Source organism: Chromobacterium piscinae, from assembly GCF_021129175.1.
GTDB classification, from domain to species: Bacteria; Pseudomonadota; Gammaproteobacteria; order Burkholderiales; family Chromobacteriaceae; genus Chromobacterium; species Chromobacterium piscinae.
Window position 1 is genome coordinate 1 of the sequence record NZ_JAJOHV010000023.1, and the last position, 15679, is coordinate 15679.

Sequence of the window (15679 nt, forward strand, 5' to 3'; positions counted from 1 at the left end):
GCGCCAGGTAGTGCAGCAGCAGCGGCGCCGCCGCCATCGCCAGCGCCGCGGCAGTCCAGGTCCGCGGCCAGTCGTCCTGCAGCCGCCATTGGCACAAGGCGAAACTGGCTCCGGCGATCAGCGCCGTCCAGGCGGCTCCGCGCCGCCGCCGCGACAGCCAGGGGGAGGCCAGCGCCAGCAGCGCCAGCGACAGCAGGCTGCCCGGGATCAGCGCCAACGCCGATTGCAGCCAACGCCATAGCGGCTGCTCGGCCGTCAGCGCCAGCAGGCCGTCGGCGCACAGCAGCAGCGCCGGCAGCTGCAGGATGCGCAGCATCACGCCGGGTTGGCGGAAATCCGGCAGCGGCGTCGGAATCGGGCGGGACATGGCGGGTCTCCGGGGGCGATGCTGCGATGATAGCGCCCGGCGATGGAAACCGCCGCCGTATATAAAGAAAAGCGAAGGCAGTCCGTTGCCCGCTCCGCCCTGGATGCACGCCGCGGCGTGATGCGCCGGAGCTGATCTGGCGCAAACTTGCTCGCGAATGGCGGTTTTCCCCGCTTTACAAACCGGGCGCGCCGGCGCTAGTGTCAGTTTTCAGGAATATCAGATAAATCTAATTTGCATCGCTGCCTGATGGCCGGCGATCGACCCGCTTGTCGAATGGGCGGCGCATGGTTCCAACGACTGGATTTATTGCGCCGCGCAATGATTTTGACATGTCAGATTTCCCGGTTGAATCAAGCCTGTCAGACGATATACGGTAACCAATATATATCTTGCATAATGCGGCGCAGCATGCATTTAATGATTTCCAAACGATCGTTCCCGACCGCCGCGCACGATCGTTCCCGTTTCTGATTCCACCATCCACTTGCAGGAGATATCCGGTATGAATATCGTCATTCCAGCCGAGCGGCTGGCCGGCGAGCATCGTGTAGCGGCGACGCCGGACACGGTGAAGAAGCTGGTCGGCGCCGGTCACGCCGTCGCCGTGGAGCAGGGCGCCGGCCTGGCAGCCGCGCTGCCCGACGCCGCCTTTGTGGCCGCCGGGGCGACCATCGCCGAGCGGCGGCAGGAGATGCTGGCCGCGGCCGACATCGTGCTGGCAGTGCGCATGCCCGAGGCCGCCGACGTCGCCGCGCTGAAGCCCGGCGCGGTGCTGGTCGGCATGCTGGCGCCGTACCAAAACCCGCTGCTGCCGCAGTTGGCGGCGCAGCGCGTGTCGGCTTTCGCGCTGGAGCTGCTGCCGCGCACCACCCGCGCCCAGAGCATGGATGTGCTGTCCAGCCAGAACAACATCGCCGGCTACAAGGCGGTGCTGCTGGCCGGCCAGTTCTACCCCCGCTTCATGCCGATGCTGATGACCGCCGCCGGCACGGTGAAGGCCGCCAAGGTGTTGGTGCTGGGCGTCGGCGTCGCCGGTTTGCAGGCCATTGCTACCGCCAAGCGGCTGGGCGCGGTGGTGGAGGCCTACGACGTGCGCCCCGCCACCCGCGAGCAGGTGGAATCGCTGGGCGCCAAGTTCGTCGAGATGCCGATGACTGATGAGGAGAAAGCCGCCAGCGGCGGCGTCTACGCCCGCGAGATGTCGGCCGAATTCCTGGCGCGGCAGAACGAATTGCTGGCCAAGCGCGCCGCCGCCGCCGACATCGTCATCTCCACCGCGCTGATTCCCGGCAAGCCGGCGCCGCGGCTGCTGTCCGCCGACGCGGTGGCGGCGATGAAGCCGGGCTCGGTGATCGTCGACCTGGCGGCCGAAGCCGGCGGCAACTGCGAGCTGACCCGTCCCGGCGAAGCCTGGCTGTCCGATAACGGTGTGCATCTGGTGGGCCTGGCCAATCTGCCCGCGATGCTGGCGGCCGACGCCTCCAGCCTGTACGCGCGCAACCTTCATACCTTCCTCGGCCTGCTGCTGGGAGAGGGCGGCCTGACGCTGGATCTCGACGACGAGCTGGTCGCCGCCACGCTGGTCACGCACCAGGGCGAGCAGCGCTTCGGCGCCGTCGCCCGTCCGGCGGAAGCCGCCAACCACGACAAGGAGCCGCACCATGGCTGATCCCTTCATCACCAGCTTCACCATTTTCGTGCTGGCGGTGTTCGTCGGCTACCACGTGGTGTGGAACGTTACCCCGGCGCTGCACACGCCGCTGATGGCGGTCACCAACGCCATCTCCGGCATCATCGTCGTCGGCGCCATGCTGCAGGTGGTGGATATCAACGGCCAGGAGATCACCGTCACCTCGGTGCTGGGCGCCGTCGCCATCTTCCTCGCCAGCATCAATATCTTCGGCGGTTTCCTGGTCACCCAGCGCATGCTGGACATGTTCAAGAAGAAAAACAGGGGATGACGATGCAGAATGTTTCGGCTGTTCTTTATCTGGTCGCCGCGGTGCTGTTTGTCCTGGCGCTGAAGGGCTTGTCCAGCCCGGCTTCGGCGCGGCGCGGCAATCTGTACGGCATCGTCGGCATGGCGATCGCGGTGCTGACCACGCTGCTGATCATCGACAAGCCGGTGCTGGCGCTGATCGCCGGGGCCATTGCCGCCGGCGCGGTCGTCGGCGCCTGGAAGGCGCGCACGGTGGAGATGACCGGCATGCCGGAGCTGGTGGCGGCGATGCACTCGCTGGTGGGCCTGTCCGCGGTGCTGATCGCGGTGGCGGCCATCTTCCACGGCGGCGTCGAGCACACGCCGGTGCAAAAGGTGGAGCTGTTCATCGGCGCCTTCATCGGCGCCATCACCTTCACCGCCTCGGTGGTCGCCTATGGCAAGCTGTCCGGCCGCTTCGGCGCCAAGGCGATCAGCTTCGCCGGCCAGCATCCGCTCAATCTGCTGCTGGCGCTGGCCATGGTCGGTTTCGGCGCGGCCTATTTCTTCACCGACAGCCAGGCCGCTTTCCTCGCCATGGTGGCGGTGGCGCTGGCTCTGGGGGTGACGCTGATCATCCCGATCGGCGGCGCCGACATGCCGGTGGTGGTGTCGATGCTGAACAGCTACTCGGGCTGGGCGGCGGCCGGCATAGGCTTCACGCTGAACAACCCGGTGCTGATCATCGCCGGCGCCTGCGTCGGCTCGTCCGGCGCCATCCTGTCCTACATCATGTGCAAGGCGATGAACCGCTCCATCGTCAGCGTGCTGCTGGGCGGCTTCGGCGCGGAGACCGTCGCCGGTCCGGCCGGCGACGCGGGGCCGGCCAAGGCCTACAAGGCCGGCAGCGCGGAGGACGCCGCCTTCCTGATGGCCAACGCCGACCAGGTGGTGATCGTGCCCGGCTACGGCCTGGCGGTGTCGCGCGCGCAGCATGCCTTGCAGGAATTCGCCGAACTGCTGCACGAGCAGGGCGTCGGCGTCCGCTACGCCATCCACCCGGTGGCGGGCCGGATGCCGGGCCACATGAATGTGTTGCTGGCCGAGGCTGAGGTGCCGTACGAGCAGGTGCTGGAGATGGAGGAGATCAACGCCGATTTCTCCACCACCGACGTGGTGCTGGTGATCGGCGCCAACGACGTGGTCAATCCGGCCGCGCAGAAGGATAAGCAAAGCCCCATCTACGGCATGCCCATTCTGGAGGCGCACAAGGCGCGCAATGTCATCGTGGTCAAGCGTTCCATGAACGCGGGATACGCGGGGCTGGACAACGAGCTGTTTTACATGGATAAAACCATGATGGTGTTCGGCGATGCCAAGAAAGTGGTGGAAGACCTGCTCAAGAACGCTGTGCACTGAGCGCTCGTCCGCCGTCCCGAACGCCCGCCATTGGCGGGCGTTTTGCCGTCCGCAGTCATGGAAAAGGAAACCCGCATGCCTTCTCTCGGCGCCCTGTTGATCAGCGGCAGCATGATGCTGCCGACTCAAGCCCTGCCCGATCTGCAACACACCGAATGGCGGCTCCAGTCGCCGGCCCAACCGGCGCCGCAGCCTACCCTGAGCATCTCCGACAGCCGCATCAGCGGCTTCGCCGGCTGCAACCGCTTCACGCTGGGCATAGACGAAGAAGGCCGCCACCAGGTTTCCACCACTCGCATGGCGTGCGCGCTGGAGGCGATGGCGCGCGAGCAGGCCTTGCTGAAACTGTTGGGCGCGCCGTTCCGCCTGCTGCCGTCTTCCGATGGCCGCTATCTGACGCTGGCGGCCGGCAAGACCGTCTACCGCTTTGCGAAAGCGGACGCCGCCCAGGCGGCTTTGGTTTCGCCACAGGCGGCATGGCGGCCGCGGGCGGGCGAGCAATACTGGTACGCGACGCGCGGCGATTGCGCGGACGGCGTCTGCCTGCGGCTGCGCGGCAATGAGGGCGAGCCGTGGCGCGATTACCACGGCGAGATCGCCGGCTTCACTCCCGAGGCTGGCCGCAGCTACTACCTGAAGCTGCAAGGCGAGCCGGAACGCGGCGGCGGCACCGCGCTGCAATTGGTGAAAGTGATCTACCAGGAGACGGTGACGTCGGTTGTCGATTGACGGAACCTGTGAGCTCCTCAGGCGTCATAGTCTGTTTCTTGTTCAGGATATCGCGATGTCTTACCGACTGACCCTGCTGGCGCTCGGCGCCGCTCTGCTGGCGGGCTGCGCCAGCCCCACCGCTCCGGTTCGCCAGGGCCCCGCGCCGACGATGGAGCAACTGCAAGGCGAGTGGAAGCAGACCGGCGCCGGCGACAAGGGCATCCTGCTGCGCATCGACCAGCAGCGGCTGTTCGCCAAGGCCGGCTGCAACGGCATGTTCGGCCCGGCCGCGATCGACGGCGGCAAGCTGCGCGCCGAGCGCCTGGCCTCGACGCTGATGATGTGCCCGCCGGAGGCGATGCAGCGCGACGCCAAGCTGTCGCGCCAGCTGGAGGCCGGCATGGATGTCAGCCTGGACGGCGAGCGTCTGAAGCTGTCCGACGGCAAGGACGCGCTCACCTTCGAACGCCAGCCGCAGGGCGAGATCAAGTTCATCTACGTCGCCGCCGAGCGCAAGGCTTGTACCGGAGTGGCGCCGATGCAGTGCTTGCAGGTGCGCGCGGACAAGTCCAAGCCCTGGGAGCTGCATTACGGCGAGATCGAGGGCTTCCAGCCCGAGCCCGGCGTCGCTTACCGGCTGCGGATCAAGGAAGTGAAGGTGGACAATCCGCCGGCCGACGCATCTTCCATCCGCTGGATTCTGGATCTGGTGGTTGAGCAGGAAGTGGTGAAGAAGCCTTGAGTGGCTGTTTCCGTGCGGCATGGAATTTGAATCCGCTGCGCGGATGATGGTTTGAGTGCCGGTTCCGCCCGGCGGACGGACAAGGGGGCTGCGCGGCCAGCCCCCTTGCAACCCCAGGCCGCCCCTGCCGCCCGCGAAACCCCGAGAAAAATGCGCCAGGCAAGGCGCCGCCGAAACTACATGCGTGCGAATCTTTGATTCGCTCAGCAGTACGCGCTACCGTCGCGCGGCGTCGAACAGATCGGCGGCTTAAAACCTTGCCCGCCGCATTTTCCCCGGCGCGCGCAGAAGGGGGAGATGGGGCACGTCGCATACGTGTTTTCATCGTCTGGGAATACACAGCCACGACATGGCCGTGGTTAAGAGCGGCTAACAAAATTCTGTTTCACGCCTGAGGCAAGGCGCGCCGACGTAGACAATACAAGCAGTACGGCAAGTCGGCGCAACGCAGCATCAGGATTTTTGTTAGCAGCTCTAAAGCGTCTGTCTGTAAAACGGGCTATGACAGCCGCTCTGCTACAATCGCGGCATTGAAATTGCAGGAGGCCGCCATGAGCCTGATTCCCGAAATCAAACCGCAGCAATCGTTGGAATTGCTCAAAGAGCTGCACATCCTCACCCGCGACGGCAAGATCAACCAGGACACCCGCCGCAAGCTGAAGCAGGTTTACCACCTGTATCAGTTCATCGAGCCACTGATGGCCGACGTGCTGGACAAGAAAGGCGCGATGACGCTGGCCGACCACGGCGCCGGCAAGTCCTACCTCGGCTTCATCCTGTACGACCTGTTCCTGAAGGACAAAGGCGCCGGGCATGTCTACGGCGTGGAGACGCGGCAGGAACTGGTGGACAAGTCGCGCGAGCTGGCTGAGCGCCTGGGTTTCGATCGCATGGGCTTTCTCAACCTGACGGTGGAGCAGTCGATCACCTCGACCGAGCTGCCGGAACAGGTGGACGTCATCACCGCGCTGCACGCCTGCAACACCGCCACCGACGACGCCATCCGCTTCGCGCTGGCCAAGAACGCCCAGTACATCGTGCTGGTGCCGTGCTGCCAGGCCGAGGTGGCGTCGGCGCTGCGGCAGAAGAAGAACGAGACCTTCGGCAAGACGCCGCTGTCCGAGCTGTGGCGCCATCCCATCCACACCCGCGAGTTCGGCAGCCAGCTGACCAATGTGCTGCGCTGCCTGCAGCTGGAGGCGCGCGGCTACCAGCTGACCGTCACCGAGCTGGTCGGCTGGGAGCACTCGATGAAGAACGAGCTGATCATCGCCAAGAAGACCGGCAAGGGCAAAAACAGCGCCCGCGAGCGCCAGCTGGCCATCCTGGACGAACTGAACCTGATGGATCTGCGCGAACGCTTCGCCTATTGATGGCGGAGCGATGCGGCGGGATGTACGTTCCGCCGCCCGTCTTTCGTCTTAGCGCGCCGCCGCCGGGATGAACTTGAACTCCTGTATCACCACTTCCACTTCCTTGCCGTCCGCCGGCGGCTTGCCCTGGAACAACCACAGGTTCAGATGCACCGGCAGCGGCTGCTGCGGCACGCGCTGCGCCGTGTCGACCGGGTTGAAGCGCCAATGGGCGATCGGATAACGGTCGCCGTCCTGGAAGCCGTGCAGCGACTGGTATTCCACCGCGGCCGCGCTCCAGTCGAAGCGGTGGGTGCTGTAATCGCCGCCCAGCGCGAAATCGAAGGTGTAGGAGGTGGGGGCCGGGCCCGGCCGCGCCGGGTAGACGGTGTAGTTGCCCATCGGATTGGCCGGGCTGCCCCAGCGCGAGAACTCGATGTCGATCTCGTTGCTGCCGTCGGGGCCGACGTCCGGCGTCGGGTAGTTGAACAGGCCCAGCACTACATTAGGGTCGAAACGGTCCGGGCGGCCGATCAGCTTGAACTGGTAGCGGCCGAAACCCAGCCGTTGCGGCAGATAGAGTTCGGCGGCGGTCCATTGGCTGCCGCGCTTGGCGATTTTCAGATGCAGCCGGCCCTGGGCGTCCAGCCAGACGTTGTTCTCGTCCCAGATATTGGGGCCCGGGCCGCTGCTGCCCTGGTTGCGCACTTCCCAGTCGTAGCCGGAGAAGCGGAGGGTCTTGGCGGCGGCGGGCTGGGCGAAGGCCAGCGCGGCCGATAGCGCGCAGCCGAGCGCGAACGCGGTTTTCATGACGGCGGTTCCTGTGGGGGAAAACCGCCATGTTGCCACGGGCCGCGCCCGGCGGGGGGCCTCCAGTCCGTCAGGACAGTCCAGCTGAGAACTTTTTCCTACAGGCGGAAGCGCGCGGTGACGTTCTGCAGATTGTGGGACAGCGCGTTCAGCTCGCTGGAGGTGGTGGCCAGCTCCTCCACGGTAGCGCTATTGGATTCGGCCATCTGCGACACCTGCTCCATGCTCTGCGCTAGGCTGAGGCTGGCGGTGCGCTGCTCGCCCAAGGCGCTGGTGATGTTGCCTATGGTGCCGACGATGTCGCGGGTGCTGCCTTCTATCTCCTCCATCGAGTCGCTGGCCTCGCGCGCGCTGCCGGAGACGGCGTCCACGCTGGACAGGCTCTGGTCCATGCTGCCCACCACTTTTTCCACGCCCTGCTGGATCGCGTGGATCATCTGGGTGATTTCCTGCGCCGAGCTGGCGGTGCGCTCGGCCAGCTTGCGCACCTCGTCGGCCACCACGGCGAAGCCGCGCCCCATCTCGCCGGCGCGCGCCGCCTCGATCGCCGCGTTCAGCGCCAACAGGTTGGTCTGGTCGGCCACGTCGCGGATCACGGTGACGATGTTGCCGATGCGCTGCACCTCGCCGGTCAGAGTGCGCATCTCTTCCGAGGTGGCGGCCACCGCGGTGCTGACCGACTGGATCTTGCCGACCGAGGCCTGCACCGCGTGGCCGCCGCGGCCGGCCAGGTCGCCGGCGTCGCGCGCCTGGCGCGAGGCCTGGTCGGAGTTGTCGGCGACGTGATTGATGCTGACGGTCAGCTGCTCGATGGTGGCGGCGGCTTCGGAGGTGGCTTCGGATTGCCGCTGCGCGCTGGTGGCCACTTGCTGCGCCATGCTGGATAGTTGGTGCGCGGAATCGGACACCTGATTGGCGTTGTCCTGGATGCTGGCCACCACTTCGCGCAGTCCCTGGCGCATGTTCTGGACGTTGCGGGCGATCTCCATCGCCTCGTCGCGCGACACCGGCAGCGCCTCATCGGGGCCGGACAGGTCGCCCTGCTGGATATTGCGCACCAGCGTCACCGATTTTTTCAGCGGGGTGGTCACTAGGTTGGAGATGAACAGCGCCACCGCCACCGACAGCAGCAGCGCCGCGGCGGCTGATCCCAGCAGAATGACTATGGTTTGCCGGTACGCGCTCTTGCTGTCTTCCACCGCTTGCCGCACCCGATCGTTCTGGTAGGCGGTCAGTTCGGTCAGCGTTTTCATGAAGCCTTCGTTGGCGGGTACGAAATGCTGTTTGAGAAAGGCCTGGGCCTCGGCGTCCTTGTTGGCGCGCGTCAGCGCGTACAAGGGCGCGTATTGTGCGGACAGCGTTTCCCGCGCCTGCAGCGCCCGGGTCAGGATCTCGCGGCCCTTGGGCGAGACCAGTGTCCGATCCAGTTCCTTCAGGTAATCAGTGTTCTGCGCGCGCAGCGTCTCGATCTTGGCGATGACGGCGTCGACTTCCTGAGGGCTGCTGGCCATGATGGCGTCGCGCACCTTGCGCGCCACGTCATAGCTGACCAGCACGATCTTGTTCGCCAGCTCGGCCTTCGGGTAGCGGTTCTCGGTGATATCCTGGATCTGAGCTTCTATGATGTTGAGCTTGGAGATCGAGGACAGCACGATGGCGGCCAGGATCACGATCAGCAGGCCGTAGCCGGCCAGGAGCTTCTGTTTGACGGAAAGCTGGGACAGCATGGGATTCTCCCGGTAAAGGCGCTGCGCCGGGCGGATTCGATGTCCCGATGGTTCAACCGCTTGCCTACGCGCTGCATGAATGAAAAATAGCCGCTGCGGCGCGGCTAGGCAAAACTCATTCTTGTTTGGCCGTCCAACAGGCTTACCGGAGCGGGCGGCGGCTTTCTCTTCCCGTTGCCATTGCCTAAGCTCAAACCTGCTAAACCGGCAAAGGGGCGCGTCGATGCAGGTGGGCGAGATTTTCGAAAAGGCCTCGGGCAAGCTGCCCATGGTTCCCAAGGTGGTGCAGGAGCTGGTGGCCAGCTTCCATCGTTCCGACGTCAACATCAACGATGTCACTGACAAGGTGATGCACGATCAGGTGCTGAGCGCGCGGGTGCTGCGGCTGGCCAACAGCGCGCGTTTCGGCAGCAGCCGCCGGGTTGGCTCGCTGGACGACGCGGTGATCCTGCTGGGCTTCGACAACCTGCGGGTGCTGGTGATCGCCTCCGGCGTCACCGGCGCCACGCTGGGCATCAGCGGCTTCGACATGAAGGCGTTCTGGCAACGCAGCTTCGCGATGGCCAACACCGCCAAGCTGCTGGCCAGGCTGGCCGGGCTGGAGCCGCAGCTGGGCTATACCTGCGGCCTGCTGGCCAATATCGGCGAGCTGGTGTTGTACGTCGCGGTGCCGGAGCAGGCGCAGCAGATAGACCGCATCGTCGCCGGCGGCGCCGAGCGCATCGCCACCGAACGCATGCTGCTGGGCCTGGATTTGACCGAGCTGGGCGCTGAGCTGGCGCGGCGCTGGAATTTCCCCGATGAAATCCAGGGGGCGATCTACCGCCAGCACGACCTCTTGAACGACGAGGCCTCCCCGTACGCGCTGCTGATCGGCCTGACCTCCTTCGTGGTGTCCGGCTTCCGCCATGGCATGAGCGCCGAGGACATGCTGGCCGGCCTGCCCGAAGGCGTGCTGGAGCGGCTGGGGCTGGACCGCGACCGCGTCGCCGCCTCGATCGAGCCGCTGCAGCAGTCCAGCACCCTGGTCGACGACCTGTTCTAGCGCCGGCCGTCTCAGGTGGGCTGGCCGCTGCGCAATTCGCGGCGCAGTATCTTGCCGACGTTGGACTTGGGCAGCTCGTCGCGGAACTCGACGTGGCGCGGCACCTTGTAGGCGGTCATATTGTCGCGGCAGTGGCGCAGCAGCGCGTCGGCCGTCAGCGACGGATCCTTGCGCACCACCACGATCTTCACCGCCTCGCCGGTGCGCTCGTCCGGCACGCCGATGCAGGCCACCTCGCGCACGCCGGGATGCTGGGTCACCACGTCCTCCACTTCGTTCGGATACACGTTGAAGCCCGATACCAGCACCATGTCCTTTTTGCGGTCCACCAGCTTGAGCAGGCCGTCGGCGGTGCGGACGCCGATATCGCCGGTGGCGAAGAAGCCGTCGGCGTGGAACACCTTGGCCGTCTCCTCCGGCCGTTGCCAGTAACCGGCCATCACCTGCGGCCCGCGCACGCAGACTTCGCCCGGCTCGCCGTCGGCGGCGGGCCGGCCTGCGTCGTCCCGCAGCTCCACCTCGGTGCCGGGCACCGGTATGCCGACGGTGCCGGTATAGCGTTCCACTGCCAGCGCGTTGACCGATACCAGAGGGGAGGCTTCGGTCAAGCCGTAGCCTTCCAGCAGCACGAGGCCGGTCGCGCGCTGCCAGGCTTCGGCCACCGCCTGTTGCACTGCCGCGCCGCCGCCTATCGTTACCCGCCAGCGGCTGAAGTCTAGCTTGGCGAAGCCGGCGTGGTGCGACAGCGCGTTGAACAGGGTGTTGACGCCGGTGAAGGCGTTGACCGGATGACGGGCCAGCTCGGCCACCAGACCGTCCAGATCGCGCGGATTGGTGATCAGCAGGCTGTTGCCGCCCAGCCGGGCGATCAGCAGGCAGTTGATGGTCAGCGCGAACACGTGGTAGAGCGGCAGCGGCGTGGCCACCACGGCCTGGCCTTCCCGCAGTGCGCCGCCCAGTACCAGCCGCGCCTGCTCGACGTTGGCCAGCAGGTTGCGGTGGCTGAGCATCGCGCCCTTGGCCAAGCCGGTGGTGCCGCCGGTGTATTGCAGGATGGCCAGCGTGTCTGGGGCCAGCTTGGCGTCGCGCCAGCGCCCGGCCTCGCCGCCAGCCAGCGCCCGGCGGAAGGGAACGGCGCCCGGCAAATGGTAGGGCGGCACCAGTTTTTTCACGTAGCGCACCGCCGCGTTGACCAGCCAGCGCTTGGGCGCCGGCAGCATGTCGCCGACGGCAGTGACGACCACATGTTGCAGCGAGGTGTCGGCGCGGGCTTCTTGCACCACCTGGGCGAAGTTCTCCAGCACCACGATGGCGCGGGCCTGGGAGTCGGCCAGCTGGTGGCGCAGCTCGCGCGCGGTGTAAAGCGGATTGACGTTGACCGCCACTAGGCCGGCGCGCAACACCGCGTACAAGGCCACCGGATATTGCAGCAGATTGGGCATCATCAGCGCCACTCGCTCGCCGGCGCGCAGCCCTAGGCCGCGGGTCAGGTAATCGGCCAGTTGGGCGCTTTGCCGGTCCAGCTCGCGGTAGTTGAGGTCGCGGCCCATATTGTGGAAGGCGGTGTGGTTGGGATAGCGGGCGACGGTCTGCGCCAACATCTCTCCCAGCGAGGTGGCCGGCAAGGCGTCTATCCGGTCGGGAGTGGCCGGGTGGCGGGCGAAATCCTGCATGTTTCCTCCTGTGCGCGCGGCGGGAAACCCTCCGCGGATGAATCTTGTTATCGTGGGATGCGGGTGATGCGACATGCGGCAAGACGGGATTGCACCCGGGACGTTAATCCAATGTCATTGCAATTTCAATCGAACGTCCGCATGCGGGGGAGAAACCGGAAAAGTCCGCCGGCTGACGCGCGGATATAACAGGCGCGCGCCCGCCAGCCTTGAACAGGTTCTGGGGCGGACAAGCGCGAAAAAGCCGCCGGGCCTCGCGGCGCGGCGGCTTTCCATCAGGAGGGGAGAGCGCTCAGCTTTCCTCGTCCTCGCCGGCTTCTTCGACATGGTCGAGGCGGCCGGTGTAGCGTAGCTCCACGTCCTGGGTCAGCAGGTCCACTTTCACCACCGACAGCTGCACGCGGTCGCCGCGCGCCAGTTCCGGCAGGCCGGGGATGCGCAGCCTCAGCGGCAGGCCGTCGATGCGCACCAGATCTTCCTTGATCACGGACGCGGTCGGCTCGGTGATGTTTTCCTGCAGCAGGTACTTCAGGCACCAGTAGTGCTCCATCTTGTCCTGGAACGACAGGTAGGCGCCGTAAGTGGCGTCGAAGTCGCGCAAGATGGCGAACAGCATCGCGTCGCCCTGGGCGAATTGCGGCTTCTCGCCGCGGATCATGGATGCCAGTTGGCGCTGGTTGATGAAGTCGCTGGCGCGGCGCAGCGGCGAGGTGCTCCACGCGTACTGGGCGACGCCCAGGCCCATGTGCGGCTCGGGGCGGGTGGTCATCCGCACCTTGCCCATGCTTTGCGCGCGGTACATCGCCGGGATGTCGGCCTCGGCCAGCATCCTGCCCCACTCGCTATTGGCCAGGATCATCAATTCGGACACTAGTTTGTCCATCGGTGCGCCGCGCTTGCGGATGGTGATGGACACCTGGCCATCGACGACGTCGATGTTGTAGTCGTGCTGCGCCGGGCGGCTGGGGTCGTATTTGCCGCGGCGCTTCTCCAGCGCCTCGGCGAACTGCCACAGCCATACCAGTTCGCGCTTGAACGGGTAGTCGACGCCGGGGTCGTTGGCCAGCGTCTCTTCGTTGAACACCTGTTCCAGCTCGCCGTGGCGCAGGTTGGCTGCCACCGGCACCCGCTCGATGCGGTTTTCGAAGGCAACCAGCTCGAACTCCGGCGTCACCTCTGCGTACAGCGAGAAGGCCGGGCAGTCGCGGCCTTCCTGCAGCGTGAACGCCTGCACCACGTCGTCCGGCAGCATGGTGATCTTGTCGCCGGGGAAGTAGGCGGTGGACAGCCGCGACAGCACCATCTTCTCGATGTCGGAATCCAGCGGCACGCCCAGCGTCGGCGCGGCGATGTGGATGCCGACGCGCTTGTTGCCATTCGGCAGGTCTTCCACCGACAGCGCGTCGTCGATCTCGGTGGTGTTGGCGTCGTCGATGGAGAAGGCGCGCACAGCGGCAACCGGCAGCTCCGGCTGATCGGCCGGCGGCGCGTATTTGCCGAAGCCGGCGCCCTTGGGGAAGTACTCCATCAGGAAACCGGCCATCAGGTAGTCGGGCACCGACGGAATTCCACCCACCTTGTGCGCCAAGCGCAGGGGCGGCAGGTTCTGTTCGCGGCTGGCCTGGTCGAAGGCCTTGAATTCCAGCGTGTTCTTGTCGGGCTTCCACAGCAGCTGCATCAACTGGGCGCGGATGGCTTCCGGCAGCGCGCCGGCCTTCAGCTCGCCCACCCAGCCGTCGATCTGTTCTTGCTCGCGCTTCTTGCGCTCGACGCCGGCCAGCGCGGCCTGCAGCGCGTCCTGCGGCGCTTTCTTGTAGCGGCCCTTGCCCTTCTTGTAGAAGTACATCGGCGCGCCGTGCAGCCGGCTGATCAGCGCGGCGGCCTCGATCGCGGATGGCTCGCGGCCGAAATAGTCTGCGGCCAGATCCTGGTAGCCGAACTCGTCGTCGGGACTGCATTCCCACAGGAAATCCAGGTCGATGTCCGTGGCCACGTTGTCGGCCGACGGCAGAAAATCCGCCAACGAGGAACTAAACTCCAGGAAGACGTTGGCGCTCTTGATCTTGGCGCGTTTGCCGTGCTGGGTGTCCACCTGCAGGCTGGCGTCGCTGCGCGACACGATGCTGCCGACTTTGAAACTACCGCTCTCTTCGTAAAAAACGTTCATCAAAACTTGCCAGGCCGTTGAATTTAAGGGCGGATTATAGCAGTTCGCTCCGGCGGCATAGCCACAAACTTTGCCGCTTGGCCGGCCGGATCCAACAGAAAACGGAACCATCGCCCGATGAAACAGGCCGCATCCATCCATCCGGGCCAGCGCATCCATCTGGCGCGGGAAATCGACCGTATTGGCTATATGCTGGTGTCGCGCTGGGAGCGGCCGCTGGCCGCGCATCTGCTATCGCTGGTGACGCGGATGGAAAACCTGGTGCGCGCCATCAGCCTGCTTGAGTTGGCCAAGGAGGCGCGCGCGTTGGCCGCGCTGCTGGAGCAGTGGCTGCAGCAGCCTGAGGCGGCGCCGTCGGAGCGGGTGCGCTACGGCCAGCTGCGCCATCATCTGGGCGTGGTTTGCCAGCTGGGGCTGATGGAGCGCCAGCAGAATCTGGGCAACCTGGACGGCTTGCTGCAGCCGGGCGCGGAGGACGCCACACTGTACATGTGGCTGCCGGCCGGCCTGGACGATGGCAGGCTGCAGCGCCAGCTGGCCTGCTTCGGTTTCGAGGTGACGGTGATGTCGCAGGCGGCCAAGCTGGCCAAGGCGTTGCAGCGGCAGGCGCCGGCCGCGGTGGTGGCGTTCGCCGACTTCACCGACAACGATCCCATCCGGCAGCTGGCTTCGGCGATCAGCAGCAGCTGCCCGCTGGTGGTCACCTCGCCGCGGCGCGACTTTCCTGCCCGGCTGGAGGCGGTGCGGATGGGGGCCTGCGGCTTTCTCGACTGGCCGCTGCAGGTCAATCAGCTGGTGGACTTGCTCAGCTTCGGCGACATCGGCGAGCGGCGCGATCCGCTGCGGGTGCTGATCGTCGAGGATATGGCGTCGCTGGCTGGGCTGTACTCGCGCGTGCTGGCGGCGCACGGGGTGGAGGCCGCCAGCGAGACCAATCCGGAGCGGGTGCCGGAGCGGATCCAGCAATTCAATCCGGACTTGATCCTGATGGACATGTACATGCCGCAGAGCAACGGCATCGAACTGGCCAAGGTGATACGCCAGCAGCGGCTGCTGGACGGCATTCCCATCGTTTTCCTGTCGGTGGAAAAGCGCCAGACGGTGCAGTTGGACGCGCTGACGCTGGGAATAGACGGCTTCCTGACCAAGCCGGTGGCGCCGGAGGAACTGGTGGTGACGGTGGTGAACCGAGCGCGCCGCTACCGCAAGCTGCGCTCCTACATCGTCAACGACAGCCTGACCGGCCTGCTCAACCACTCCCATCTGCACGGCCAACTGGACAGCGCCGTCGAGCGCGCCCGGCGCGCCGGGCAGCCGCTGTCGCTGGCGATGCTGGACCTCGACTATTTCAAGCAGGTGAACGACAACTACGGCCATCAGGTCGGCGACGAAGTGTTGCTCAACCTGGCGCGTTTCCTGAAGGAGAGGCTGCGGCGCACCGACTTGGTGGGCCGCTACGGCGGCGAGGAGTTCGCCATCGTGTTGGCGGGCACGCCGGCGGACAAGGCGTGCAGGATGCTGGAAACGCTGCGGCAGGATTTCTGCCGGCTGGAGCAGCAGGTGGGCGAGCGGACCTTCCGCCAGACTTTCAGCGTCGGCGTCAGCTCGCTGGCCAGCGCCGAAGACGCCACCAGCCTGGTGCAGCAGGCCGACGAAACGCTGTACCGCGCCAAGGCGGCCGGCCGCAACCGGGTGGAATGCCACGGCGGCTAGAAAAACAAAACCCCCGCGAGGCGGGGGTGTGC

General features: G+C 66.0%; 13 protein-coding genes. 8 read left to right on the forward strand and 5 right to left on the reverse strand.

Going from position 1 to position 15679, the window contains the following annotated elements:
* Positions 1-367 (reverse strand): hypothetical protein (locus tag LQR33_RS08205; protein ID WP_231468309.1); only part of this gene is annotated, 367 nt, incomplete at its 3' end.
* Between the two features lie 505 nt (positions 368-872).
* On the opposite strand from LQR33_RS08205, the gene LQR33_RS08210 reads away from it, so the two are divergent.
* The 6 genes from LQR33_RS08210 (at position 873) to LQR33_RS08235 (ending at position 6533) form a co-directional block, all read left to right on the forward strand.
* On the forward strand, positions 873-2039 hold the full coding sequence (locus LQR33_RS08210) for a Re/Si-specific NAD(P)(+) transhydrogenase subunit alpha (RefSeq protein WP_231176427.1): 1167 nt from the start codon (positions 873-875) through the stop codon (positions 2037-2039).
* Positions 2032-2331, forward strand: coding sequence for a proton-translocating transhydrogenase family protein (locus LQR33_RS08215; RefSeq protein WP_166438812.1), 300 nt, complete (start codon positions 2032-2034; stop codon positions 2329-2331). The genes LQR33_RS08210 and LQR33_RS08215 overlap by 8 nt, the downstream gene beginning before the upstream one ends.
* Positions 2332-2333: 2 nt before the next feature.
* Positions 2334-3707, forward strand: a complete 1374-nt coding sequence (locus LQR33_RS08220; RefSeq protein WP_221663790.1) for an NAD(P)(+) transhydrogenase (Re/Si-specific) subunit beta — start codon at positions 2334-2336, stop codon at positions 3705-3707.
* A gap of 75 nt (positions 3708-3782) precedes the next feature.
* Complete coding sequence (locus tag LQR33_RS08225) at positions 3783-4436, forward strand: META domain-containing protein (RefSeq protein WP_231468311.1); 654 nt, start codon at positions 3783-3785, stop codon at positions 4434-4436.
* A 55-nt stretch (positions 4437-4491) separates the two neighbouring features.
* Positions 4492-5160, forward strand: a complete 669-nt coding sequence (locus tag LQR33_RS08230; protein WP_231176422.1) for an META and DUF4377 domain-containing protein — start codon at positions 4492-4494, stop codon at positions 5158-5160.
* A 551-nt stretch (positions 5161-5711) separates the two neighbouring features.
* Positions 5712-6533 carry a class I SAM-dependent methyltransferase gene (locus LQR33_RS08235; RefSeq protein ID WP_221664538.1) on the forward strand — a complete coding sequence of 274 codons (822 nt, stop codon included), beginning with the start codon at positions 5712-5714 and terminating at the stop codon, positions 6531-6533.
* Positions 6534-6581: 48 nt separating this feature from the next.
* Here LQR33_RS08235 and LQR33_RS08240 read toward each other — a convergent pair whose 3' ends face one another.
* On the reverse strand, positions 6582-7322 hold the full coding sequence (locus LQR33_RS08240; RefSeq protein ID WP_221664539.1) for a glycoside hydrolase family 16 protein: 741 nt from the start codon (positions 7320-7322) through the stop codon (positions 6582-6584).
* 98 nt (positions 7323-7420) lie between these two features.
* A complete protein-coding gene (locus tag LQR33_RS08245) occupies positions 7421-9049 on the reverse strand; it encodes a methyl-accepting chemotaxis protein (protein WP_221664540.1) in 1629 nt (542 codons plus the stop codon).
* Positions 9050-9272: 223 nt separating this feature from the next.
* Here LQR33_RS08245 and LQR33_RS08250 point away from each other — a divergent pair, with 223 nt between their 5' ends.
* Positions 9273-10094: an HDOD domain-containing protein gene (locus LQR33_RS08250; RefSeq protein WP_166438819.1), complete on the forward strand. Its 822-nt coding sequence runs from the start codon at positions 9273-9275 to the stop codon at positions 10092-10094.
* A gap of 11 nt (positions 10095-10105) precedes the next feature.
* Here LQR33_RS08250 and LQR33_RS08255 read toward each other — a convergent pair whose 3' ends face one another.
* Both LQR33_RS08255 and LQR33_RS08260 read right to left on the reverse strand, forming a co-directional pair.
* Positions 10106-11767: an AMP-binding protein gene (locus tag LQR33_RS08255; RefSeq protein ID WP_221664541.1), complete on the reverse strand. Its 1662-nt coding sequence runs from the start codon at positions 11765-11767 to the stop codon at positions 10106-10108.
* 292 nt (positions 11768-12059) lie between these two features.
* A complete protein-coding gene (locus LQR33_RS08260) occupies positions 12060-13934 on the reverse strand; it encodes a ribonuclease catalytic domain-containing protein (protein ID WP_166438821.1) in 1875 nt (624 codons plus the stop codon).
* A 117-nt stretch (positions 13935-14051) separates the two neighbouring features.
* Between LQR33_RS08260 and LQR33_RS08265 the strand changes: the two genes are divergently transcribed.
* Positions 14052-15647 carry a GGDEF domain-containing protein gene (locus LQR33_RS08265; protein WP_231176414.1) on the forward strand — a complete coding sequence of 532 codons (1596 nt, stop codon included), beginning with the start codon at positions 14052-14054 and terminating at the stop codon, positions 15645-15647.
* Positions 15648-15679 lie beyond the last annotated feature (32 nt).